Source organism: Pseudomonas sp. GW822-FHT06B12 (assembly GCF_058799675.1).
In genome coordinates, this window is sequence record NZ_JBXALR010000001.1 from 325,795 (window position 1) to 347,862 (window position 22,068).

General features: G+C 59.4%; 21 protein-coding genes. 8 read left to right on the top strand and 13 right to left on the bottom strand.

Features of this window, described 5'->3' with window-relative positions:
* Nucleotide 1 precedes the first annotated feature (1 nt).
* The gene (locus tag AC1RKH_RS01590; RefSeq protein WP_493061364.1) at nt 2–2,479 is read left to right on the top strand and encodes an ABC transporter permease; all 2,478 of its coding nucleotides are present in this window, start codon (nt 2–4) and stop codon (nt 2,477–2,479) included.
* Nucleotides 2,469–3,563, top strand: coding sequence for a lipocalin-like domain-containing protein (locus tag AC1RKH_RS01595; RefSeq protein ID WP_493060822.1), 1,095 nt, complete (start codon nt 2,469–2,471; stop codon nt 3,561–3,563). Before AC1RKH_RS01590 ends, AC1RKH_RS01595 begins: the two co-directional genes overlap by 11 nt.
* A 346-nt stretch (nt 3,564–3,909) precedes the next feature.
* On the opposite strand, the gene AC1RKH_RS01600 is transcribed toward AC1RKH_RS01595, so the two are convergent.
* Complete coding sequence (locus tag AC1RKH_RS01600) at nt 3,910–4,668, bottom strand: anti-sigma factor family protein (protein WP_493060823.1); 759 nt, start codon at nt 4,666–4,668, stop codon at nt 3,910–3,912.
* Nucleotides 4,661–5,173: a sigma-70 family RNA polymerase sigma factor gene (locus tag AC1RKH_RS01605; RefSeq protein WP_123425426.1), complete on the bottom strand. Its 513-nt coding sequence runs from the start codon at nt 5,171–5,173 to the stop codon at nt 4,661–4,663. Before AC1RKH_RS01605 ends, AC1RKH_RS01600 begins: the two co-directional genes overlap by 8 nt.
* A 149-nt stretch (nt 5,174–5,322) precedes the next feature.
* Between AC1RKH_RS01605 and AC1RKH_RS01610 the strand changes: the two genes are divergently transcribed.
* Together AC1RKH_RS01610 and AC1RKH_RS01615 are read left to right on the top strand one after the other, a co-directional pair.
* Complete coding sequence (locus tag AC1RKH_RS01610) at nt 5,323–6,294, top strand: metallophosphoesterase family protein (RefSeq protein ID WP_493060824.1); 972 nt, start codon at nt 5,323–5,325, stop codon at nt 6,292–6,294.
* 13 nt (nt 6,295–6,307) lie between these two features.
* On the top strand, nt 6,308–6,628 hold the full coding sequence (locus AC1RKH_RS01615) for a cupredoxin domain-containing protein (protein WP_123425424.1): 321 nt from the start codon (nt 6,308–6,310) through the stop codon (nt 6,626–6,628).
* 247 nt (nt 6,629–6,875) lie between these two features.
* Here the strand turns inward: AC1RKH_RS01615 and AC1RKH_RS01620 are convergent, their stop codons facing one another.
* Nucleotides 6,876–7,151, bottom strand: coding sequence for a hypothetical protein (locus AC1RKH_RS01620; protein ID WP_493060825.1), 276 nt, complete (start codon nt 7,149–7,151; stop codon nt 6,876–6,878).
* A 35-nt stretch (nt 7,152–7,186) separates the two neighbouring features.
* On the bottom strand, nt 7,187–7,456 hold the full coding sequence (locus AC1RKH_RS01625) for a DUF6124 family protein (RefSeq protein ID WP_493061365.1): 270 nt from the start codon (nt 7,454–7,456) through the stop codon (nt 7,187–7,189).
* A 344-nt stretch (nt 7,457–7,800) separates the two neighbouring features.
* On the opposite strand from AC1RKH_RS01625, the gene AC1RKH_RS01630 reads away from it, so the two are divergent.
* Nucleotides 7,801–8,151, top strand: coding sequence for a hypothetical protein (locus tag AC1RKH_RS01630; RefSeq protein WP_493060826.1), 351 nt, complete (start codon nt 7,801–7,803; stop codon nt 8,149–8,151).
* Between the two features lie 180 nt (nt 8,152–8,331).
* Here the strand turns inward: AC1RKH_RS01630 and hglS are convergent, their stop codons facing one another.
* From hglS to glcD, 4 genes are all read right to left on the bottom strand, one after another.
* A complete protein-coding gene (gene hglS, locus AC1RKH_RS01635; protein ID WP_493060827.1) occupies nt 8,332–9,729 on the bottom strand; it encodes a 2-oxoadipate dioxygenase/decarboxylase HglS in 1,398 nt (465 codons plus the stop codon).
* Between the two features lie 110 nt (nt 9,730–9,839).
* Nucleotides 9,840–11,057 (bottom strand): glycolate oxidase subunit GlcF, encoded by a 1,218-nt coding sequence (glcF, locus tag AC1RKH_RS01640; protein WP_493060828.1) that lies wholly within the window; start codon nt 11,055–11,057, stop codon nt 9,840–9,842.
* Nucleotides 11,058–11,060: 3 nt separating this feature from the next.
* Nucleotides 11,061–12,119 (bottom strand): glycolate oxidase subunit GlcE, encoded by a 1,059-nt coding sequence (gene glcE / locus AC1RKH_RS01645; protein WP_493060829.1) that lies wholly within the window; start codon nt 12,117–12,119, stop codon nt 11,061–11,063.
* A complete protein-coding gene (gene glcD, locus AC1RKH_RS01650) occupies nt 12,119–13,618 on the bottom strand; it encodes a glycolate oxidase subunit GlcD (protein WP_493060830.1) in 1,500 nt (499 codons plus the stop codon). Before glcD ends, glcE begins: the two co-directional genes overlap by 1 nt.
* A gap of 262 nt (nt 13,619–13,880) precedes the next feature.
* On the opposite strand from glcD, the gene AC1RKH_RS01655 reads away from it, so the two are divergent.
* Nucleotides 13,881–14,954, top strand: coding sequence for a diguanylate cyclase (locus AC1RKH_RS01655; protein WP_493060831.1), 1,074 nt, complete (start codon nt 13,881–13,883; stop codon nt 14,952–14,954).
* Nucleotides 14,955–14,998: 44 nt separating this feature from the next.
* Here the strand turns inward: AC1RKH_RS01655 and AC1RKH_RS01660 are convergent, their stop codons facing one another.
* The 4 genes from AC1RKH_RS01660 to AC1RKH_RS01675 all read right to left on the bottom strand — a co-directional run bounded on the left by AC1RKH_RS01660 (nt 14,999) and on the right by AC1RKH_RS01675 (nt 17,768).
* A complete protein-coding gene (locus AC1RKH_RS01660) occupies nt 14,999–15,211 on the bottom strand; it encodes a hypothetical protein (protein ID WP_493060832.1) in 213 nt (70 codons plus the stop codon).
* Between the two features lie 128 nt (nt 15,212–15,339).
* Complete coding sequence (locus tag AC1RKH_RS01665) at nt 15,340–15,981, bottom strand: transposase (protein ID WP_493060833.1); 642 nt, start codon at nt 15,979–15,981, stop codon at nt 15,340–15,342.
* Entirely contained in the window at nt 15,978–16,757 is a 780-nt protein-coding gene (locus AC1RKH_RS01670; RefSeq protein WP_493060834.1) for a hypothetical protein, read from the bottom strand. Before AC1RKH_RS01670 ends, AC1RKH_RS01665 begins: the two co-directional genes overlap by 4 nt.
* A gap of 399 nt (nt 16,758–17,156) precedes the next feature.
* On the bottom strand, nt 17,157–17,768 hold the full coding sequence (locus tag AC1RKH_RS01675) for a glutathione S-transferase (RefSeq protein WP_493060835.1): 612 nt from the start codon (nt 17,766–17,768) through the stop codon (nt 17,157–17,159).
* Between the two features lie 168 nt (nt 17,769–17,936).
* Here AC1RKH_RS01675 and AC1RKH_RS01680 point away from each other — a divergent pair, with 168 nt between their 5' ends.
* Nucleotides 17,937–18,839 carry a patatin-like phospholipase family protein gene (locus AC1RKH_RS01680; protein ID WP_493060836.1) on the top strand — a complete coding sequence of 301 codons (903 nt, stop codon included), beginning with the start codon at nt 17,937–17,939 and terminating at the stop codon, nt 18,837–18,839.
* Here AC1RKH_RS01680 and AC1RKH_RS01685 read toward each other — a convergent pair.
* Nucleotides 18,812–19,732: a MurR/RpiR family transcriptional regulator gene (locus tag AC1RKH_RS01685; RefSeq protein ID WP_493060837.1), complete on the bottom strand. Its 921-nt coding sequence runs from the start codon at nt 19,730–19,732 to the stop codon at nt 18,812–18,814. The two genes, AC1RKH_RS01680 and AC1RKH_RS01685, sit on opposite strands and share 28 nt — an antisense overlap.
* Before the next feature lie 312 nt (nt 19,733–20,044).
* Between AC1RKH_RS01685 and AC1RKH_RS01690 the strand changes: the two genes are divergently transcribed.
* Entirely contained in the window at nt 20,045–21,982 is a 1,938-nt protein-coding gene (locus tag AC1RKH_RS01690; protein ID WP_493060838.1) for a bifunctional 5-dehydro-2-deoxygluconokinase/5-dehydro-2-deoxyphosphogluconate aldolase, read from the top strand.
* Nucleotides 21,983–22,068: the final 86 nt, after the last annotated feature.

Sequence of the window (22,068 nt, forward strand, 5' to 3'; positions counted from 1 at the left end):
GATGGGCGTTCTGCGTGAAACCTTGCGAGCGCTGCTCAGCCATTGGCGTCAGCACCCGGTGCAGTTTTTCAGTGTGCTGACCGGGCTCTGGCTGGCCACCAGCCTGTTGACCGGGGTGCAGGCGCTGAACAGTCAGGCGCGAGAAAGTTACGCCCGAGCCAGTCAACTGATTGGCGGCGAACCCCAGGCCAGTCTGAGTGCACCGAATGGCGCGACCTTTTCACAGGCGCTGTTCGTCAACCTGCGTCGGGCCGGTTGGCCGGTATCGCCGCTGTTGCAGGCGCGAATCCAGCTCAAGGGCCATGAAGACCAGCGTTTGCAACTGATGGGCATCGAGCCGTTGTCGTTGCCGACCGGCTCGGCGCTGGCCGGACAACGCCTGGACCTGGCGCAGAGGGTCGAGTTTGTCGTCCCGCCGGGCCGTACCTGGATTGCCCCGGCAACGTTACAGGCGCTCGGTTTGCGCGAGGGCGATCAACCGCAAAACCTCAACGGGCAGACCTTGCCGCCGTTGCACAGTCAGGTCGATATGGCCCCCGGTGTATTGCTGGTGGATATCGGCTTTGCCCAGCAGGTGTTGGGCTTGCCGGAACAGCTGTCGCGCCTGTTGTTGCCCAGGGACTTCGCCGCCACCGAGCCCCAGCTACCCACGGAGTTAGCCGGTCAGTTGCAGTTCAAGCGCAGCGGCGAGGAGAACAATCTGGCGCGGCTTACCGAAAGCTTTCATCTGAACCTTGATGCGCTGGGGTTTCTGTCGTTCGTGGTCGGTCTGTTCATCGTCCACGCCGCCATCGGCCTGGCGCTGGAGCAACGCCGCGGGCTATTCAGAACCCTGCGCGCTTGCGGGGTCAGCGCGCGGATGCTGATCCTCTGTCTGAGCCTGGAATTGGGTGGGTTGGCGCTGCTCGGCGGGATGGTCGGGGTGGCCAGCGGTTACCTGTTGGCCAGTCTGCTGTTGCCGGACGTTGCCGCCAGCCTGCGCGGGTTGTACGGCGCGGAAGTGGCGGGGCAGTTGAGCCTCAGCCCGCTGTGGTGGTTCAGCGGGCTCGGTTTGAGTCTGCTCGGCGCACTGCTGGCCGGTGCCAATAGTTTGCTGCGGGCGGCGCGACTGCCGCTGCTGGCATTGGCCAACCCGCAAGCCTGGCATCAGGCTCACGCACGCTGGTTGCGGCGTCAGGGCTGGGTCGCGGCTGTTGCCGCTGTGATTGGCCTGATCGCGTTAACGTGGGGAGACAGTCTGGCCAGCGGTTTTGTGCTGATGGCTGCGCTGTTGCTCGGTGCGGCGCTGAGTTTGCCGGTGCTGCTCAATGCTGTGCTGAACCTGGTACTGCGGCGCAGTCGTTCGGTGCTGGGGCAATGGTTTCTCGCCGATTGCCGTCAGCAATTGCCCGCCCTGAGTCTGGCCTTGATGGCGCTGCTCCTGGCGCTGGCGGCCAACATTGGTGCCGGCAGCATGACCGCAGGTTTTCGCCAGACGTTCAGTGACTGGTTGGAGCAACGGCTGACCGCCGAGCTTTACATCAATCCGCAGAATCCGGCGCAGGCCACCGCGTTGCAACAGTGGCTGGCGCAACAAAAGCTCAGCGCGGTGCTGCCAAGCTGGCAGGTCGCAGTGTCGTTGCAGGGCTGGCCGGCGGACCTTTACGGGGTGATCGATCATGCGACTTATCGCGAGCATTGGCCGTTGCTTGAAGCGCTGGGCGAGCATCCCTGGGATCAGTTGGCGGCGCACGACACGCTGATGCTCAGCGAACAACTGGCCCGTCGACTCAAGCTGCGGCTTGGTGACCACCTGGATATCCCCACACCTCAAGGCACGTGGTCACCGCAGTTGATCGGGATCTATGCCGACTACGGCAACCCCAAGGGGCATCTGTTGGTCAACGCCGAACATTTGCTGCGATATTGGCCGCAACTGACGCCGAGCCGTTTCAACCTGCGGATCGAACCGGCACAAATTCCACTGTTGCTGACGGCGCTACAGACGCGTTTTGCCCTGGACGACAGTCGCATCGTCGATCAGGCCCGACTCAAGGGCTGGTCGACGCAGGTGTTCGAACGGACCTTCGCGGCGACTGCGGCGCTCAACAGCCTGACCCTCGGCGTGGCTGGTGTGGCGCTGTTCATCAGCTTGCTGACCCAGAGTCAGAGCCGTCTCGGGCAGTTGGCGCCTTTGTGGGCGTTGGGTGTGACGCGCCGGCAATTGATGTTGCTCAACCTCGGACAGACCTGGTTGCTGGCGCTGCTCACGCTGGTGGTGGCGTTGCCTCTGGGGCTGGCGCTGGCCTGGTGCCTGGACACGGTGATCAACGTTCAGGCGTTTGGCTGGCGTCTGCCGTTGCGGGTGTTCCCGTTGCAACTCGCGCAACTGATGGGGCTGGCGATGCTGGCGACGTTGCTGGCATCGGCGTGGCCGCTGTTCAAGCTCTATCGCACGCAACCGGCGGATCTGCTGAGGAGCTTTGCCCATGAGGATTAACCGGGCGGTCGGCGCGCTGTTGCTGGCCGTGCTGTTGCTGACATTGACCAGTTGTGACGACTCGTCGAAAACCAGCGAGAGCTTCGCCGGACTGGGCAGCGACGCGGCGGCGTTCAAGCAGGTAACGCCGGGCCGGGTATTCAGCTTCCCGGCGGATCACGGTGCGCATGACGGTTACCGCGTCGAATGGTGGTACATCACCGCCAACCTCAAGGACCCGCAGGGCCGGGAATTCGGCGTGCAGTGGACACTGTTTCGCAATGCCCTGAAGGCCGGGCCCGAGCAGCCCGGCTGGGCCAGCCAGATCATCTGGCTTGGCCACGCGGCGGTGACCTCGGCGACCGTTCACCATGCCGCAGAACGTTATGCCCGCGGTGGCATCGGTCAGGCCGGGGTTCAGAATGTACCGTTTGCGGCGTGGATCGATGACTGGCGCCTGAGCACTCAAACCGATACGGCGAACCCGCTGGCAGAAATGCACGTGCAGGCCAGTGGCAAAGGCTTCAACTATCGACTGCGACTCAACTCCAGTCGGCCAGTGGTGCTGCAAGGCGAGCAGGGCTTCAGTCAAAAATCCGAACAGGGCCAGGGCCAGGCGTCGTACTACTACAGCCAGCCGTTCTTCCAGGCCAGCGGCAGCCTGGAAATCGATGGCGCGACGTATCAGGTCAGCGGCCCGGCATGGCTCGACCGTGAGTGGAGCAGCCAACCATTGAGGGCCAACCAGACCGGTTGGGACTGGTTTTCCCTGCACCTGGACAGTGGCGTGCAGTTGATGCTGTTTCGGGTGCGGCAGAAGGACGGGGCGGCGTACTTGACCGGCACCTGGATCAACCCGGACGGCAGCGCTGTGCAACTGTCGCGGGACGAGATCAGCCTCACGCCGTTGGCGTCTTCCGAGGTGGCCGGGCGGAGTTTGCCGACGCGCTGGTCGATCAAGGTGCCGGGCAAAGGCCTGGACATCACCAGCAGCGCATTGAACCCCAAGGCCTGGATGGATTTGCGCATTCCCTACTGGGAGGGGCCGGTACAGTTGAGCGGCAGTGATGCCGGCAACGGGTATCTGGAAATGACCGGGTATTGAGGCGTGCGCCGCAGTGTTGAGCCTTAGGTGCGAATGTTTTCAGCCCACGTGCTGATCTGCGTCTAAGCTCCCTCGGTGCAGCGGGGAAGTGAATTTGACCGAACTGGTTCGTTTTTTTTCATTTCAAAACATTGCGCTGAAACAGTATGTCCAGATTAATTCAGAATTTTTGAACGGACAGATCGTTTTCGTTGCATTAAAATCCCCCCGTTCGCCCAGTGTCGGGGCTCTTTACCGGTGCATGGATTGCCAGGCCAATACACTGGGCGAACACCTTTCACCAAGCGCGATAAACAACATTTCACCGCGCGTCTCAGGGCCGATGGCCTTCAAGTTACGCCCCTCGTTAAAAAACACGCTGCTCAAGCAACTGGCTGAAGACTTCCAGCTCGGTTTTTTCCAGATCGGATATCACGATAAAACGCATGTGATGGTCTTGCCAGGCGACCACGTTGTAGCCGCGGATGGACTGACTAAGCCTAGGCGTATCGGTTGCTGCCGTTGGCAGAATGAACACGTTGATGATGTGTTTCGCCCGCCCGTAAGACAGCGCCGCGGTTGTCTGGTGTTGCAGGTAATCCAGTCGCCCGCCGAGTAAAGGGAAACCCTGTGCCGAGAAGTCGAACACCGGCGGCGAAAAGTCCAGCTTGCCGGTAAACCATGGCTTGACCGTGTGCCGGTCGGAGGACACGACATCGTTCAAGTGTTGGGCCATCAGCGAACGCACATGGTTGGACACCGCTTCGTCCAGCCAGGGTTGCTCAGGCGAAGGCGTGGCCACATACAACACCAGTGCCATGGCCAGCGCGACCGCGGAAAACGCCGGTGCCAGCCACTTTTGTGCGGCGTCTCTCAGGGCTCGCCAGGGAGAAGTAGGTGACGGGGGATTGGCGAAGACCTGTTGAATCAGTGCGTCGGGCGCCGCGTAATAAGGCGCATAGGTCTTGACGCTGGCGATCAACCGTTGCGCTTCGTCATGCACGCGTTGGCAGTCGGCGCATTGCGACAGGTGCTCGGCAACGTTCGTTGCGCTCGCAGCGTCCAGTTCATGGTCCAGGTAGCCATGAATCAATTCGTGGCAGACCGTGCAATTGATCTCATTCATGGCCTTGCAACTTCAGTAGTTCCAGCTTGAGCATGGCGCGGGCGCGGGCCAGTCGGGACATGACGGTTCCCAGAGGAATGTCGACCACCTTCGCGATGTCCTTGTAGGGCATGTCTTCCAACTCCTTGAGGACGATCATTTCACGGAAGACCGGGGGCAGGGCGCGCAGTGCCTGCTGAATCCGTGTGGCGTCCTCCGCCTGCATGGCGAGCAGTTCCGGTGTCTGGCTGTGGCTCAAGGCAAGATTGTCTTGCGAGATCTCATCGTCGATGGCGACCCAACGATGACCGGTCGAGCCCTTGAGCCAGTTGTAACTCTCGTTGCGTACGATCGTCAGGAACCAGGCCCTGGCGTTGCCGTCCGCGAAACGATGCAGAAACCTGAACGCCTTGAGCGCACTTTCCTGCACCACATCATGTGCCGCGCTGTCACTGCCGGTGAGCCAGCGTGCGAGGTTATAAGCCGCATCCATATGTGGCGCAAACAGCTCCTCAAATCGCTTCATAGTGGCTCCAGCCTTTGCCCCCTATAACCCGGATGCGTTGCGTTTTATTCCCGAAACAAAAAATATTTTTTTGCCTGGAATAAATCCTCGACCCGCTCGGTTGTACATCGTGTCAGTTCATCAATGTAGACCGCTACGAGGGCGTTCCCATGAACATTCGTTCGACATCATATGAAAAGCGTACAGACGGCCCCTTGGACCCCGACCGCAGGAACCTGCTCAAATGCTCGGCATGGGCTGGCGCCGGCGTTATCTGGGCGTTGAGTGGCGGTATACCGCGAGCGTTTGCCCTGAGTGACGATGGCACCGTATCGGACCCGAAAGCGCTGGACAGCACTTTTCACTTCGTACAAATCAGCGACTCGCACATCGGTTTCAACAAGGAAGCCAATCCCGAACCGCTGAAGACCCTGCAGGTCGCCATCGACAAAGTTATCGCGCTGCCGAAAAGGCCTTCGTTGATCCTCCACACCGGGGACATCACCCACCTCTCCAAACCGGAGGAATTCGATACTGCCGCGTCTATGCTCAAAGGCCTGCCTTCAACCGTGCACTACATTCCGGGCGAGCACGACACCCTCGATGAAGGTGGCGGCAAGCTCTACCTCGAACGCTATGGCAAAGGCACCAAAGGCAACGGCTGGTACAGCTTCGATGACCATGGCGTGCATTTCATCGCGCTGGTCAATGTCTTCAACTTCCAGGCGGGCCACGAGGCAACCCTCGGTGCCGAGCAACTGGCCTGGCTGCAGGATGATTTAAAGGCAGTGAGCACCAGCACACCAGTTGTGGTGTTCACCCACATTCCGTTGTGGACAATCTATCAGCCGTGGGGCTGGGGCACCGAAGACGGTGATCAAGCCATCGCGATGCTGCGCAAATACGGTTCGGTGACGGTGCTCAATGGCCACATTCACCAGGTTATCCAGAAGGTCGAGGGCAACATCACCTTCCACACCGCACGCGGCACGGCTTACCCGCAACCCGCACCCGGTGCCGGGCCAGCACCGGGGCCGATGACCGTAGCGGCCGATCAACTGCGCAACTACCTGGGAATCACCGAGGTCAAGGCGACGCAGGGCAATCATCCGTTGGCACTGATCGATTCAACACTTGTTTAGGGGAGGCGCTGACATGAAGCATTTACTGCGGGTACTGGCCTTGGGTTGCCTGATGGTTTCGATACCGGCGTGGGCGGAAGGGACCAGAATCGACATCAAGGAATTCATGTTTGGTCCCAAGGAAGTGACGATAGCGGTGGGCACCACCGTAACCTGGGTCAACGACGATCAAACGGTCCATACGCTGATGGAAACCCACAAGGTGTTCCATTCGGCAGCGCTCGACACCAACGACCAGTTTTCCTACCAGTTCAATACGCCGGGGACCTATGAATACTACTGCACGCTGCACCCGCAGATGATCGGGAAGATCATTGTCAGTGCGGCGAAGTGAGGGGGAGGTTAATGCCAGTCAGTTAAGCGAACGCAAGGTTCGAAACAGCAAAGATCAAATGTGGGAAGAGCCGGGCGACGTTCGTCTGCTCGCGATAGCGGTATGACAGTAACCATTGATGCCGAATGTAAAACCGTCATCGCGAGCAGACGAACGTCGCCCGGCTCTTCCCACACTGGACTTGCTTCGTTTTACAGAATGCATTTCCTTGGCTGATCGTCATTAAACCCAGGGTCGCCATTCTTCATTACGGCACCGACACCTGCGCTTGCAATCGTCGCCCGATGACATCCAACAAATCACAACCATCGCGCAGCGGAATCGCCAATACCCGTGCGAAGTCCTGCAAAACCACGCTGTCATTGTGGGGCGCCTCACGCAGGGCGAGGTTCTCCAACAACTGCGTCACCGCGCTGATGCGGTAGGCAGCAGTGTCGTGCAGCACGTCGAGCGGTGCTTCGGTGTCGATAACCAGCGAGTGAAAGTTGTTGTCGATCCCGGTGATGGGCATGTAGCGAGCCATGGCTGTACCTCCATTGGATAAACGAGCATGAACACTCAGTGGCGAACGCCAGATGTCGAATCAGGCGTATCGAGGTGCTCCAGCGCTCGGTTCACCATCAACTCGGCCAGCACGGTCAACTGTTGAATGGCCAACGCCACGTTGCGGCGCGAGCCTTCGAGTTCAAAGGCCAGGTCAGTGGCCATGGCATTGAGCGAGGCGAGGGTTTCGGAGGTGTGGATCAGCAGGGTTTCGGTGTCGATGTCGGGGGCGATGGTGAAGATGTGGCTGATGGGATCGGAAACGGCTGGGGGATTCAGGGGGATTCAGGGGGATTGGGGGTGATCTTTTTCATTGGCTTGTTCCTAAAACTAAATCAAGGAATAGCGCCAGCTTGAATTTATAGGCGCTTGTGCACCTAGATGTTTTGAAGGGCTTCCACACCCTTGCCACTGATTTTGCTGCGACAGACGAAGGCTATTCGCCTGGCCCATTCGGCACAAGTTCACCAAAACCGCTACAGCGTGCAGGAAATGTCCGAAGCCCCTGTTTCTGCTGATGATCCGCCTATCTCAGTGATTAGTTTGTGCCCTGACGGCCTTGCGAGCGGTCTCAACGTGATTCGACAAGGCCTGTCGACTGTCGTCTTTGTTTACTGATGGATTTACGGATGAAACCACTGATGCTCCCTAAGCGCTCTATAAAAAACCTACTGGCCGTAACCGCAATATCCATTTATCTCACCGGTTGTGTCGGGGTAGTGGTATCAATGCCAGAGCAAGAAAAAGAGCGCATCCCCTTGACCTACCAGAAAACAGACAGCGACCTGACCACGCGAGAGTGGTGTGGTATCACGCTATGGGCTGTCATTCTCCCCATTCCATTAAAGTTGCCTGTGTGCAAGCTTCACGCTGGACAATCCTGGGAGTCTCCATTTTATGCATGCGGCCCTCTTATGGTATTAGGGCCTATCGTTCATGGTTATCAGGGAAATGCACTGTGCGGAGTATTTCCTGAGTAAATGTTTGAAGGGGCGTCTCAACTGGCTAATCACAGGGCCCTTTGGATGGCTGGCAATATGAGTGGCACCACAAGCGGTTTTCATGCCGTCTAGTGCGACAACGACTTTTCTTACTGTGCAGGTGCTGCTGCCCTAGGCAACTCTTAGGGCCGGCGTGCGGGGTTCGGTGGGGCCAGCCGCTCAGCTCAGTGGCGGCACATTAAGCGCTGCACAGCACTCCTCAATCGACCTCCGTTGCGTATCGGCATACAACGCCAGTTCATCAATAGTCGATCGCCCCAGCGCTTGTTCAAACGCCTGCCGATTCGAATGCTCGCCGTAGTGGGTCTGCGCGGCGTCACCCAGGTTCGACTGGAAGATCCCCGCCGCGCTGACCGGTAGAAAGTCTTCGTACACCAGCGGCACTGCACGGATGTACTCGGCGTTGATCAGGTCTTGCAACGACGCTGACCCGAGTTCGTCGCTATCGGCCGCCAGGCCTTTCTCGGTGACGAAGTAGCGGAAGTAGGCCAGGCCTTGTTCGCGCATCTCGCTGTAGCTGTCCGGGAATGCCTTGAAATGCTGTTCCATCAGGCTGTTGTAGCGCGCCGCGTTGGCTTCGTTGGGGAAGTCCTTGAGTTCATCGCGGGCGGCGTTGAGCAGGCGGTCGTAGAGCGCGCGACCTTCAGGCGTCAGCGCGGCGCCGCGCTGTTCGATTTCACCGAAGCGGGCGCTGTGGCTGCCGAGAGCCTGCTGTTGATTGGTGAAGGCGATGGGTTCATCCAGCGCTTTGAAACTGGTCTGGCGCAGCAGAATCGGGCACTGGCGGCGCGGCGGGCCTTCGACCACCGCTTTTGGGGTGATGCCGTGTTCGGGCATCTTCGCCTGCACGATGTCGATGTCCAGGGTGCGCGGGGTCAGGTGGTTGATGTGCGGGCCTTTGAAGGCGACCACGTCGGCGATCAACCGATGCTGGGCGCTGAGTTGCTGGTACTGCGCGGCGGTGACGGTGGCGTGGTGGTGCCAGCGGAAGGTTTCCAGTGCTTGCTCGACGAAGTCCTCGGCTTGCTGCTCGTCGAGTCCGCCGTGTTGTTCGGCCTGCTCGATCAGCGCCAGCGCCTGTGCGGTGAAAATCGAACGCTTGGCCAGCACCGATTCGGCAAAGGCGCGCAGCTCGGGGTTTTCAATCAGCTCCAGGCGCAGCAGCGAGGTGAAGACCCGGAACGGGCTGACCTGCAATGAGCTTTCATGCACGGCGCGGAACGCCGTGGAATGCACCGGCACCCCGGCCGGCGTCAGGTCGTAATAGCCGACCGGCCGCATGCCCATCACCGCGAACAAACGGCAGAGGGTCGCCAGCTCTTGCGCGGTGCCGACGCGGATCGCCCCGTGGCGTTCCAGGTCCAGACGCTCGATTTCGCCGGTACTGCGTAACTGCCGGGCAATGGCGGGATCGCTGTCGAGCACCTGGGTGTTGGTCTGCGCCACCAGTTCCATCAAGGCGCCGTACAGCGGCACTTCTTCGCGGTACATGTCTGACATCGCCCGCGAGAAGCGTTGGCGGATCAGGTCTGGGCTGACGAAGTTCTGGTTGCTCATAAACACGAATCCCGGCGCAGTGACAGTGGAGTAGGCCGATTCTGTTCGGCACGGGCGACGCTGACAAACGAAGTTTCTTCTGAACTTCATTCTGCAAACGACTGCTGCGTTCAGCGCAACATCTGATCCACCAGCTCGATCCAGTGCCTGACCTGCGTCCGTCCAGCGCTGGCGAGGTGGCTCTGACAACCGATATTGGCGGTGACGATCAGCTCCGGCCGGCCGCTTTCCAGAGCGTTGAGCTTGTTGTCGCGCAGTTGCCGGGCGAGCGCCGGTTGGGTCAATGAGTAAGTCCCGGCGGAGCCGCAACACAGATGGCTGTCAGGCACGCTGGTGAGATTGAATCCCAGTCGGGTCAGTAGTTCTTCGACTGCACCGCCGAGTTTTAGCGCGTGCTGCAAGGTGCACGGGCAGTGAAAGGCGATTCGTCGTTCGGTGGCCGCACACACTCGCTCCAACGGTTCGTTGCGCAGGATCTCCACCAGGTCTTTGCTCATCTCGCTGACCCGTTCGGCCTTGGTCGCGTAGGCTGGATCGGTCTTGAGCAAATGCCCGTAATCCTTGATGAACGCACCGCAGCCGCTGGCGGTTTGCACGATGGCTTCGGCGCCGTTTTCCAGCGCTGGCCACCAGGCGTCGATGTTCTGGCGGGCGCGATTCAGGCCGTGTTCCTGAGCGTCGAGGTGATAGTCCAACGCCCCGCAGCATCCGACCTGGCTAACGGTGCTGACGCTGATCCCCAGTCGATCCAGCACCCGCGCTGCGGCGGCGTTGGTGTTTGGCGATAAACCCGGCTGTACACAGCCTTCGAGCATCAGCACTTTTCGCGCATGCACCGTGGTTGGCCATTCTCCCGCTGGCGGCACGTCGTGCGGCAGTTTGGCTTCGAGATCGCGCGGCATCAGCGGCCGGAAGGTTGCACCGATTTGCAACAAGGCTTTGAACAGTCCGGGATTCGGTGCCATCGCCCGCAAGCCCTGGCGCAACACGCGCTGACTCGCCGAGCGCGGCACTGCCTGATCGACGACGGCGCGGCCGATGTCCAGCAGGTTGTGATAGTCGACCCCGGACGGGCAGGTGGTTTCGCAGGCGCGGCACGACAGGCAGCGATCCAGGTGCAATTGGGTCTGGGCGGTGGCGGGGTGGCCTTCGAGGACTTGCTTGATCAGGTAGATGCGTCCACGCGGGCCGTCCAGTTCATCGCCGAGCAACTGATAGGTCGGGCAGGTGGCGTTGCAGAACCCGCAATGCACGCAGGTGCGCAGAATGCTTTCGGCCTCTGCCGCGCGGGGCAGGCGTTTGGCCTGTTCGCTGAGGGTGGTCTGCATGCTTCAGAACTCCGCGTACATCCGGCCAGGGTTGAACAACCCCTGAGGGTCGAGTTGAGCCTTGAGCTGCTGGTGGTAACGCAGCAACGCCGGCGCCAACGGCTGGAACGGGCTGTCACTGACACCGTGGCTGTAGCACGTCGCATGGCCGCCCAGATCAGCGGCCAGCGACTGAATGTTCGGCGCCTCGGATTTCAACCAGCGTTGCGCGCCGGCCCAATCAATCAGTTGTTCGCCGGGCAGCGTCAGCGGGCCGAGGTTGTTGGGCAATGACAGACGCCACAGCGGCAAGCCTTCATCGAAAAATGCCAGTTGTTGTTCATTCAACGCCTCCCAGTATTGAGCGTCCAGCACCTCGCCACCGAGGCGCTGATGGGCGGCGCTGACCGAACCTTCGCCACCCTCCAGCCGCAGGTGCAATTGCTCCCCGTCATGGCTCGCCGCGCTGATGGGCAGCGGTTGCTGGCCCCACTCGGCGAGTTTGCTCAAGGCCCGGGCGCTGTCGAGTTCCAGGCTGATGCTCAGGCATTGGCGCGGTTTGGGCAGGACCTTGAGCGAGACTTCGGTGATCACGCCGAGGCAACCGAAGCTGCCGGTCAACAACCGTGAAAGGTCATAGCCAGCAACGTTTTTCATCACCTCACCGCCAAAACGCAGCGGCTTGCCGTTGCCGGTGATCAGCCGTGTACCGAGGACGAAATCGCGCACCGAGCCGGCCCACGGGCGACGCGGACCTGATAACCCCGAAGCGATCATGCCGCCGACGGTGGCGTCTTCACCGAAGGAGGGCGGTTCACAGGGGAGCATTTGCCCGGCCGCATCCAGCGCTGCCAGCAATTCCCTCAGCGGTGTACCGCAGCGGGCAGTGATGACCAGTTCGGTCGGGTCATAACTGACGATGCCGCGATGGATGCGGGTATCGAGCACTTCGCCAGCGACTTCTCGACCGAGGAAGGCTTTGCTGCTGGCGCCTTGAATGCGCAACGGCGTCGCATTCTCCCGGGCCTGGTTGATCTGTTCCAGTAACTCCGCACTGGCGTCCCGGTCCTGTTCGGCACGCATCAGAAACGCTCCAGATCGGGGAAGGGCAGTTGCCCGTTATGGACATGCATGGCGCCGAACTCGGCGCAGCGGTGCAGGGTGGGAATGTTCTTGCCGGGATTGAGCAGGCCTTTGGCGTCGAAGGCGACTTTTACCGCGTGGAAAACCGTCAGCTCGTCGCTATTGAACTGCGCGCACATCTGATTGATTTTCTCCCGGCCGACACCATGCTCGCCGGTGATGCTGCCGCCAACCTTGACGCAGAGTTCGAGGATTTTGCCGCCGAGGGCTTCGGTGCGTTCCAGTTCGCCGGGCTGGTTGGCGTCGAACAGGATCAGCGGGTGCATGTTGCCGTCGCCGGCGTGAAACACGTTGGCCACCCGCAAACCGTATTCACTCGCGAGCTCAGCGATGCCTTTGAGCACTGCTGGCAACTCGCAGCGCGGGATGGTGCCGTCCATGCAGTAATAGTCCGGCGACAAGCGCCCGATCGCCGGGAACGCAGCTTTGCGTCCGGCCCAGAACTTCACCCGTTCCGCCTCGTCGCGGGCCTGGCGAACTTCACTGGCGCCGGCCCGTTCCAGCACGGCGCGAACCCGCAGGCAGTCGTCGCGCACATCGGCTTCGACACCATCGAGTTCGCACAGCAGAATCGCCTCCGCATTCACCGGGTAACCGGCGTGAACGAAGTCTTCGGCGGCGCGCAAGGCCAGGTTGTCCATCATCTCCAGACCTGCGGGGATGATCCCGGCGGCAATGATATCCGCCACGGCGCCTCCGGCTTTTTCCACGGAGTCGAAACTCGCCAGCAGCACCTTGGCCACCTGCGGTTTGGGCAGCAGTTTGACCGTGACTTCGGTGATGATGCCCAGCAATCCCTCGGAGCCGTTGAACAGCGCCAACAGGTCAAAACCCGCTGAGTCCAGCGCGTCCGAGCCCAAGGTCAGGTGTTCGCCTTCAATCGTCAGCACTTCCAGTTTCAGCACATTGTGGACGGTCAGGCCGTATTTCAGGCAGTGCACGCCACCGGCGTTTTCCGCGACATTGCCGCCAATCGAGCAGGCGATCTGCGAGGACGGGTCTGGTGCGTAATACAGGCCAAACGGCGCTGCGGCCTGGGAAATCGCCAGATTGCGCACCCCCGGCTGAACCCGCGCCGTGCGGGCAGCGGGGTCGATCTGCAAAATCTGGTTGAAGCGTGCCATCACCAGCAGCACGCCTTTCTCCAACGGCAATGCGCCGCCGGACAGCCCGGTGCCCGCGCCACGCGCCACCACGGGCACCTGACGGGCGTGGCAGAGTTTGAGCACGGCCTGAACCTGCTCAAGAGTGCGCGGCAGCAGTACCAGCATCGGCGTGGTTCGATAGGCCGAGAGCCCGTCGCACTCGTAGGGTTTGAGCTCTTCTTCGCGGTAGAGAATGTCCAGTTCCGGCACCTGCTCGCGCAAGGCATTGAGCAAGGCATCCCTGTCGACCGGGGGCAGGGCACCGTCGATGCGTTCGTCGTAGAGGATGTTCATGGGGTGACAACTCTCACACAGTCCGTAGCCGCTGCTGAACGCAGCCTTCGGCAGCTGCCGGTTTTCACGGGAGCGGCGATCAATGTCGATGCGGGTCCCTTGTCATTTATAGTCAAATTTTCGACAGTAGGCCTGCCGACAGGGCTATTTCGGGCCGCCGGGCGGTGATGGCTATTTGATCTCGCCCTGATAGACTTCCAGACATCGCTGTCTGAGTTACTCGAAGTTTCAGGTCAGTTGTGAAGAGGAGCTTTGTCCCCCTATGCACCAAAACGGAGGAAAGGGACTTTCACTGGCAAGGAGGCTCTACACGTCGCGAACCCTGGGGATGGTCCTGGGCCTGCTCTGCGTGGGCGCGGCGATCATCCCACTCAATCCACCGCATTGGCTGTTGGCGCTGATGCTGTTCAACGGCCTTGTCTGGCCGCACCTGGCCTATCAATGTGCGCGCCGCTCGCCATCGCCCTATCGTGGCGAACACCGCAATATTTTGATCGACGCGTTCATGGGTGGGTTCTGGGTCGCTGCCATGCAGTTCAATCCCTTACCCAGCACCGCCACGTTGTCGATGATGGCGATGAACAACGTCGCCCTCGGTGGCTTGCGTTTTCTGCTCGCGGGTACAGTGGCCCAACTGCTGGGTATGGCTGTTGGGTTACTGCTGTTCTTCCCCGTGTTCATCCCTCAGACCAGTCCGGTTCAGCTGTATGCCTGCTTACCGTTGCTGACGCTGTACCCCTTGATGCTGGGCTGGATCTGCTTTCGCCAGGCCCACACACTGGGTAAACACAAACGCGAATTGCTGGCCCTGAGCCGCACCGACAGCCTGACGGGGCTGTTGAATCACGGCACCTGGAAAGATGCGCTGGACGTCGAGTTTCAGCGTTGTCAGCGCCAGCAACGGGGCGGTGCGATTGCCTTGATCGACATCGACCACTTCAAGATCATCAACGACAGTTACGGCCATGTGGCCGGCGATATCGTGTTGCGTCAGCTGAGCAAAATCCTCAAACAAAACCTGCGTGCGAGTGACGTGGCCGGGAGGTATGGCGGGGACGAGTTCTGCGTGATCCTGCCTGACGTACCTCTGGCCCACGCTGCCCAGGCGATGGACGCTTTGCGTGATCGATTTTCGGGGTTGGGTTACGAGCAAAATCCGGCGTTGAAAGTCAGCCTGAGTATTGGTTTGGCCGCCTTCGACCCGATGCACAGCGAAGCCCTGCAGTGGCTCAACGATGCCGATGAGGCGCTGTATGCGGCCAAGACTACCGGGCGCAACCGGGTTATCTGCCATGCCGATGGCCTGGTGCAGCGGGTGGCGATGGGGGCGGTTTGAGGCGTTTCGCTGTTACGGGTGCCAGGGCGGAGACGGCCATATTGTCAATCAGGGTATTTTGGGCTCCTTTTGTTCCCTACCAACGGCTCATCCGGCAGCTTCCAGTACTTTTTGATCTCGTGAATATTGCCGATGTTGAGTCGTGGCGTCGGCCCCCAGCAATTCTCTTCCTGGCTGTCATGGATGGGGGTGTTGATCACATTGATCTCCGCCCGATATAACGGTACATCACTCCACTCATTCGTTAACTTACTCATGTCACTCTCCTTGCTTCGGGGTGTCGGACAGCGAGCACTACTGCCCACACATAACCGCGGGGGCGTTGCAGTGGGTCATCCGTTTGTCCATGGGATTACTGGTTTATCGTTAAAGCAGGTAACCCAAACTACCTGTGATCAAACAGGAATAACGTTTCTTCATAAAATGCAATTTCCTGTGCGCCAATGCCGGCATGTGTGGGTACATAGTTTTTATCGAAGCACCACGCCTCTTCCGTTTTTGCGGCCATTTGTGAATGAACGATCAGACTCAGTGACGAAGAAAGCGCTTCCGGCGGCAGTTGGTGGTGAATGTCATAAAACGGCTGCATATGAAGAACCTCTCCCGGTGCCAGCTTTATTTCTTGAGGCGTACCTAATCGTGGCCGGACACCGGCTCTTAATAGGCTGCGACCAAGGATTTTTCTTTTTATTGATCTGTAACCGTCGCCGCTGTAGCCGACTGTATATATTTCAAAGTCGTGTGTGTGGATCAGGTCGTATATGAATGTTTCGCTTTCATCGTGCGACGAAACGGTAGGCCAGAATCCCAGACGTATAGAGAATGTATCGCTGGTGTACAGCACGAAAACATAGGGATTGTATAAACTGTCCCGGGTGCTGAAGCCGTTGCGTTGAATAGTGTTGAACAGGTGTGTACCTAGCAGGGCTCTGTTTTTTGACAGTGCTTTAAGGTCATTGATTATTTCATTTTTGTTTCGCGCCAGATCATAGTGCTTGATGCGCTCAATAAATTGTTCCAATTTCATTCGGTGTAATTCAGATTAAAGTCCAGCAACTCATTCAACCTGGCATTTTGCCGTTGCCGTAGCATAGGCACATGCCGGGCTGCGGTCCGTTGATTTTCCCGATGAATGATCTGAAATGCTTTCCAGGCTACGGCAGGATGGGGGTGGTAAATCAGCTCCTCGGCCACTGTGTGCACTAATGTGTCCCCGACGTTTTCCATGAGTTCCAGGCTCACCAGAAAGCGGGCGGCGCTATCGTCGTGAGGGAACCACGCGGATTTTCGCAAGGTGGAGCGATCGAAAACATGGAGGTCGGCGCTTTTGTCAGGGAAGTTGATGCTGCCAATACATACCTTCTCTTCATGTGTTGAAGGGCAATAGTCAAATAGCTCATTCTGACCATTGATATACAGCGGATTCTGCGGGTCTACGGTCACCTGATCCTCGAGGGCCAGACGGTCATTTTTTATGCTGTAGCGCTGAATCGAAAAAGGCTGATTGTTGGCCGAAAATAATAAGCTGCGGCCCGGGACCGAGTAAAGCGGGGACGTGGATGAAGTGTTGTCTGGAGTCTTGATGCTTATATTGCCAGCGTCGGCCCGTAGCAGAATAATATTTTTGGTGTGGTAGTTGGTGTTTTTCAAGATGTCGGCTTGTCTGGCCTGTTTATTGTTGGATTGGCTTTGCTTGCGCAATTTCTCGACCAGTTTTTTTGTCTCCGCGTACATGTCCAGTGTTTTTAGAGAGGTCATGATGTGTTCTGAGGGCAGACGGCTATCAAGTAACTGGGCGATCATTGTTTTTACCTGCTGGTGAGTCTTGGCGTCGGACTGATGCTAGTTCTAAGTTGATTGATGTGGCAATCAGCAGGATGTTAGAGGGTGTTTCGTTATTTGGGTTGGAGGGTGTTTTGTTTTTGGCTGTGTTTGAATTTTTTATGTTAATAGTCGTCTGGTGTACTTGAGTGATTTGCTACACCCATGGACAGGTACGGAGATGCTAGACCTGAGTGGGCTTGACGACAGCAGTATTCATCCGTCGCAGGAGTATGCGGGGGGGAGCAGGAGCGACCATCAAACAGAGCACAACCTTCCTCGTCGCCGCCTACGACTCCGCAAGCCCCGTGGCGTGTATTTTCCTGTCAGTTAAGCGTTGGCTGCCCCCAAAGATCGCAGCCTGCGCCACACAGGTCAGTCTCAGGTAATCGGCGTGCTGATGAACGCCGGCAGCTGTTCGGCGTAGGCGGTGAATGCGCGGATCTTCGGAAACTGCGCATCACTGACCTGATCCGGCACCACCAGATTGCTGAAGCTCCAGGCCACCGCGAGGGTGATGCCGTCCTGCCCGATGGAGCCATCGGTCTTCAGTGGCTGTTTTTCCAGTTCCTGTTCCAGCGCCGAATACGCTGCCAGCAACTGCCCGCCAACGCGTTCCAGCCACGGTTCATGCTGTTTCTCGGCCGGCCGCAAAGTGCGCTCGTAATAGATCTGCACCGATTTCTCGCAGGCCGCCAGGGCCAGGCCGATCAGCCGCAATGAACGCAGGCGCTGGTCCAGTGGCGCCGGCATCAGGCTTCTGTCCGGTCCGCTCAAGGCTTCCAGGTAGTCGATGATCAAGGTCGAGTCCATCAGCACTTCGCCGTTGTCCAGCACCAGCGTCGGGGCCTTGACCACCGGGTTGATCTGCTGGAACTGCGCAAAATGCCGAAACACCGACACCGAGGCGTGCTCGAACGGGATGTCCAGCGACTTCAGGCTAATGGCGACGCGTCTTACATAAGGTGAATCGAGCATTCCGATCAGCTTCATGTACAGCTCCTTTGATCATGCGTAGACAGTGCGCCGACAATTTAGCGGTAAACCCGTGACCTTCGCCAGTGCCACACACGCTTGATGCGCTGTCGGCGAACCCGGTGCAATCGGGCCCAGCCGCTATGCTGGAGAGTCTAAGTACCCGAGTGGTTCTGGAGGTCTGCCATGCCCGCGGAAAAAACTGCACTCGTCCTCGCCGGTGGTGGCAGCCTCGGTGCGGTTCAGGTCGGCATGTTGCAAGCGCTGGTCGAAGCGGGCGTGTCGTTCGACCTGGTGATCGGTGCCTCGGTCGGCGCCATCAACGGTGCGTACTTTGCTGCGCGACCGACTGCGCAAGGGGTGGCCGAGCTGGCGGACTTCTGGCGTGGCTTGCGCAAGTCCGATGTGTTTCCGTTTTCGCTGTTCGATAGCCTGTCGGCGATTTTTCGGCGCAGAGGCTTTCTGTTGCAGTCTGCGGCGCTGGAGCATCTGGTGCGGAAGGCGTTACCCTTCAAGCAGATCGAAGACACCGAACTGCCGCTGTACATCGTCACCACCAATTTGCTCACCGGCGCCGAAGAACTGCTGTCCAGCGGCAGTGCCGAACAGGCGTTGCTGGCCAGTGCGGCGATTCCATTGGTGTTTCCGTGTGTGCAAATCGGCGGCAAGCTGTTGATCGACGGCGGCGTTGCCAGCAATACGCCGATTGCCAGTGCGGTGTACCTGGGAGCGACGCGGGTTGTGGTGGTGCCGACCGGATTCGGTTGTGACTGCCCCAGTCCGCCATCAGGGCTGGTGGCGTTGGCGTTGCACACCTTGAACCTGATGAGCATGCGTCAACTGGTGCGCGACATTGAGCTGTACTCACCGCGCGCAGCGATCCATGTGGTCGCGCCGCTGTGTCCGCTGGGGATTTCGGTGTTCGATTTCACTCAGACCGATCAACTGCTGCAACGCGCTTATCAATCGACCCTGACCTGGATCGAAGAGGGCGGGTTGGTTCGCGCCGGGGTGCCGAGCTCGTTGCAGGCCCACACCCATACCCATCATGACGGTGAGGGTCAGTCCTCGAACCCGACCTGCTCGTGAATTTCATCCATCTTCAGCTCCAGGCGATAGGCCACGGCGATGAACAGTGCCTGGCACAGGCACAAGGTCGCGCTCAAGGAGCGGAACGCAAACGAGGAACCTTCATTGACCAGCAACACCGTGTTCGCCCGTTTGGCCAGCGGTGACAGGTTGCTATCGGTGATGATCAGGGTTTTCGCCTGATGGTGCTGGGCAATGCGCAGGCAGTGCTGGGTTTCCTTGCCGTAGGGCGTGAAGCTGATGGCGATCACCAGGTCATTGGCCCGCACGCTGCGCATTTGCTCGCGGTAGCTGCCGCCCAGTCCCGAGACCAGGTGAATGCGCTTGTTGGTGTGTTGCAGGTTGTACACCAGGTAATCGGCCACGGCGAATGAGCGGCGTACCCCGACCACGTAGATGTTGTCGGCATTCACCACCAGGTCCACGGCTTTCTCGAAGGACTGGTCATCCAGCTCCAGGCTCAGACGTTCGATGCCCGACAGCGTGGCGTTGATGCACTCGCGCGCCAGATCACCGCCGCTGGCCTTCTGCGACTTGTTGGCGATCATGCTGCGAATACGCTGCTGGTAGTTCTGCACCGGCGTGGTCTTGTGGGTGTACGCCTCGCGGAACAATGCCTGCATTTCGCTGAAACCGCTGAAGCCAAAGCGCTGCGAGAAACGCACGATGGCCGAGGGGTGCACTTCGCATTCGCGGGCGATGTCGCTGATGCGGTCGACCATGATCCGGTCGCTCTGCTGGCTCATGTAGCTGGCGATGCGTTTGAGCTGGCGCGGCAGGCTTTCGTATTCGTCGGTGATCAGCTGCAGCAAGCGCTCGGCATTGATCGGGGGGCTGGCGAGGTCGCTTTGCGGCGTGGTCTCGGCGGTAGCCGGCTGATCGGTGCGGGACATAAATGATCCTTCTGGCTTGTTCTTATAGGGCCGCTCGGTGAAGCGTTGCCCATGACAATAGGTTGGCTGTGCGCAGTCTACAGGGTAGGCGTGAATAAAATCTTGAGCCGTGGGTCAGCCAGACATGTGCTGAAACGATGCACTGTGTCTGGAGCGCTTCTGTAGAAGTTTATTGGAAAAAATATTCCACGTAAAAATTTAATGGAATAAATATTGATTTATGGGCGCCACCCGTTTTAGTCTGCGTCCACCAAGAGCGTTCGGCGCTACCTCCGCCCCGAACGCAGGCTGATAAAAATAACAGGAGCCAGCATGGGCCAGACTCGTTTTGCCAGTGGGCGTCAATTGGATCTGATTTGCCTCGGGCGCCTTGGCGTCGACCTCTATGCGCAGCAAGTCGGTGCGCGGCTGGAGGATGTCTCAAGCTTCGCCAAGTACCTGGGAGGTTCATCCGCCAACATTGCGTTTGGCACGGCCCGGCTGGGACTGAAGTCGGCGATGTTGAGTCGGGTCGGCGACGACCACATGGGCCGCTTCCTGCTCGAGTCGCTGGCCCGCGAAGGCTGCGACGTCAGTGGTATCAAGGTCGATCCGGAGCGCCTCACCGCCATGGTTTTGCTGGGCCTCAAGGACCGCGAAACCTTTCCGTTGGTGTTCTACCGCGAAAACTGCGCCGACATGGCCCTGCGCGCCGAAGACATCAGCGAAGCCTTTATCGCCTCCAGCAAAGCCTTGCTGATCACCGGCACCCATTTCTCTACCGACGGCGTCTACAAGGCGAGCCTCCAGGCCCTGGAGTACGCCGAAAAGCACAACGTCAAACGCGTTCTCGACATCGATTACCGCCCGGTTCTCTGGGGCCTGGCGGGCAAGGCGGATGGCGAAACCCGTTTTGTCGCCGACCAGCAGGTCAGCCAGCACGTACAGAAAATCCTCCCGCGATTCGACCTGATTGTTGGCACCGAAGAGGAGTTTTTGATTGCCGGTGGCAGCGAGGACTTGTTGAGCGCACTGCGTAACGTCCGTCGCCTGACAGCAGCGACGTTGGTGGTCAAGCTCGGGCCGCAAGGCTGCACGGTGATTCACGGGGGGATTCCGGTTCGTCTCGAAGACGGCGCGATCTATCCCGGCGTGCGGGTCGAAGTGCTCAACGTGCTGGGCGCCGGCGATGCGTTCATGTCGGGCTTCCTCAGTGGCTGGCTGGAGGATGCCAGCGATGAACGCTGCTGCCAGTTGGCCAACGCTTGCGGCGGCCTGGTGGTTTCACGTCATGCGTGCGCCCCGGCGATGCCGACCCGCGCCGAACTGGATTACCTGTTCAACAGCCCGGTGCCGATCACCCGGCCGGATCAGGACGTGGTGTTGCAACGCTTGCATCAGGTCAGCGTGCCGCGCAAAGCCTGGAAGCAACTGTTCATTTTTGCCTTCGATCATCGCGGACAATTGGTGGAACTGGCGCAAAAGGGCGGTCGCGACCTGAGCAGTATTGGCGAGCTCAAGCAGTTGTTTATCCAGGCCGTGGAGCGGGTCGAAGCGGATTTGCGTCGGCAGGGTATAGAGGCCGATGTCGGTCTGCTGGCTGACCAGCGTTTCGGCCAGGACTCGCTGAATGCCGCCACCGGTCGCGGCTGGTGGGTGGCGCGGCCGGTGGAAGTGCAAGGTTCACGGCCATTGGCCTTCGAGCATGGTCGCTCGATTGGCAGCAACCTGATCGCCTGGCCGCAGGAACAAATCATCAAGTGCCTGGTGCAATTTCACCCGGACGACGAACCGCTGTTGCGTCTGGAACAGGAGGCGCAGATCAAGGGTTTGTATCAGGCGGCGCAAGTCAGCGGCCATGAGTTGCTGCTGGAAATCATCCCGCCCAAGGATCATCCGTCAGCGCATCCGGACGTGCTCTATCGCGCGATCAAGCGCCTGTACAACCTGGGCATTTTCCCGGCCTGGTGGAAGATCGAGGCGCAAAGCAGCGATGAGTGGAAACAGCTCGACGAACTGATCCAGGAGCGCGACCCGTATTGCCGAGGCGTGGTGCTGCTGGGCCTGAACGCACCGGCTGCAGCGTTGGCCGAAGGTTTTGCGCAAGCCAGCCAGAGCAAGACCTGCCGAGGGTTTGCAGTAGGCCGGACGATTTTCCAGGAACCGAGCCGAGCGTGGCTGGCCGGTGAGATCGATGACGAAGCGCTGATCCAGAGAGTGCAGGGCACGTTTGTCGAACTCATCAATGCCTGGCGCAAGGCTCGGAGTTGAACATTTTCAATGTGTGAACACTGAACCTGTGGGAGCGAGCTTGCTCGCGATGCTTTTGGCGCCCTTGAAGGCCCCATCGCGAGCAA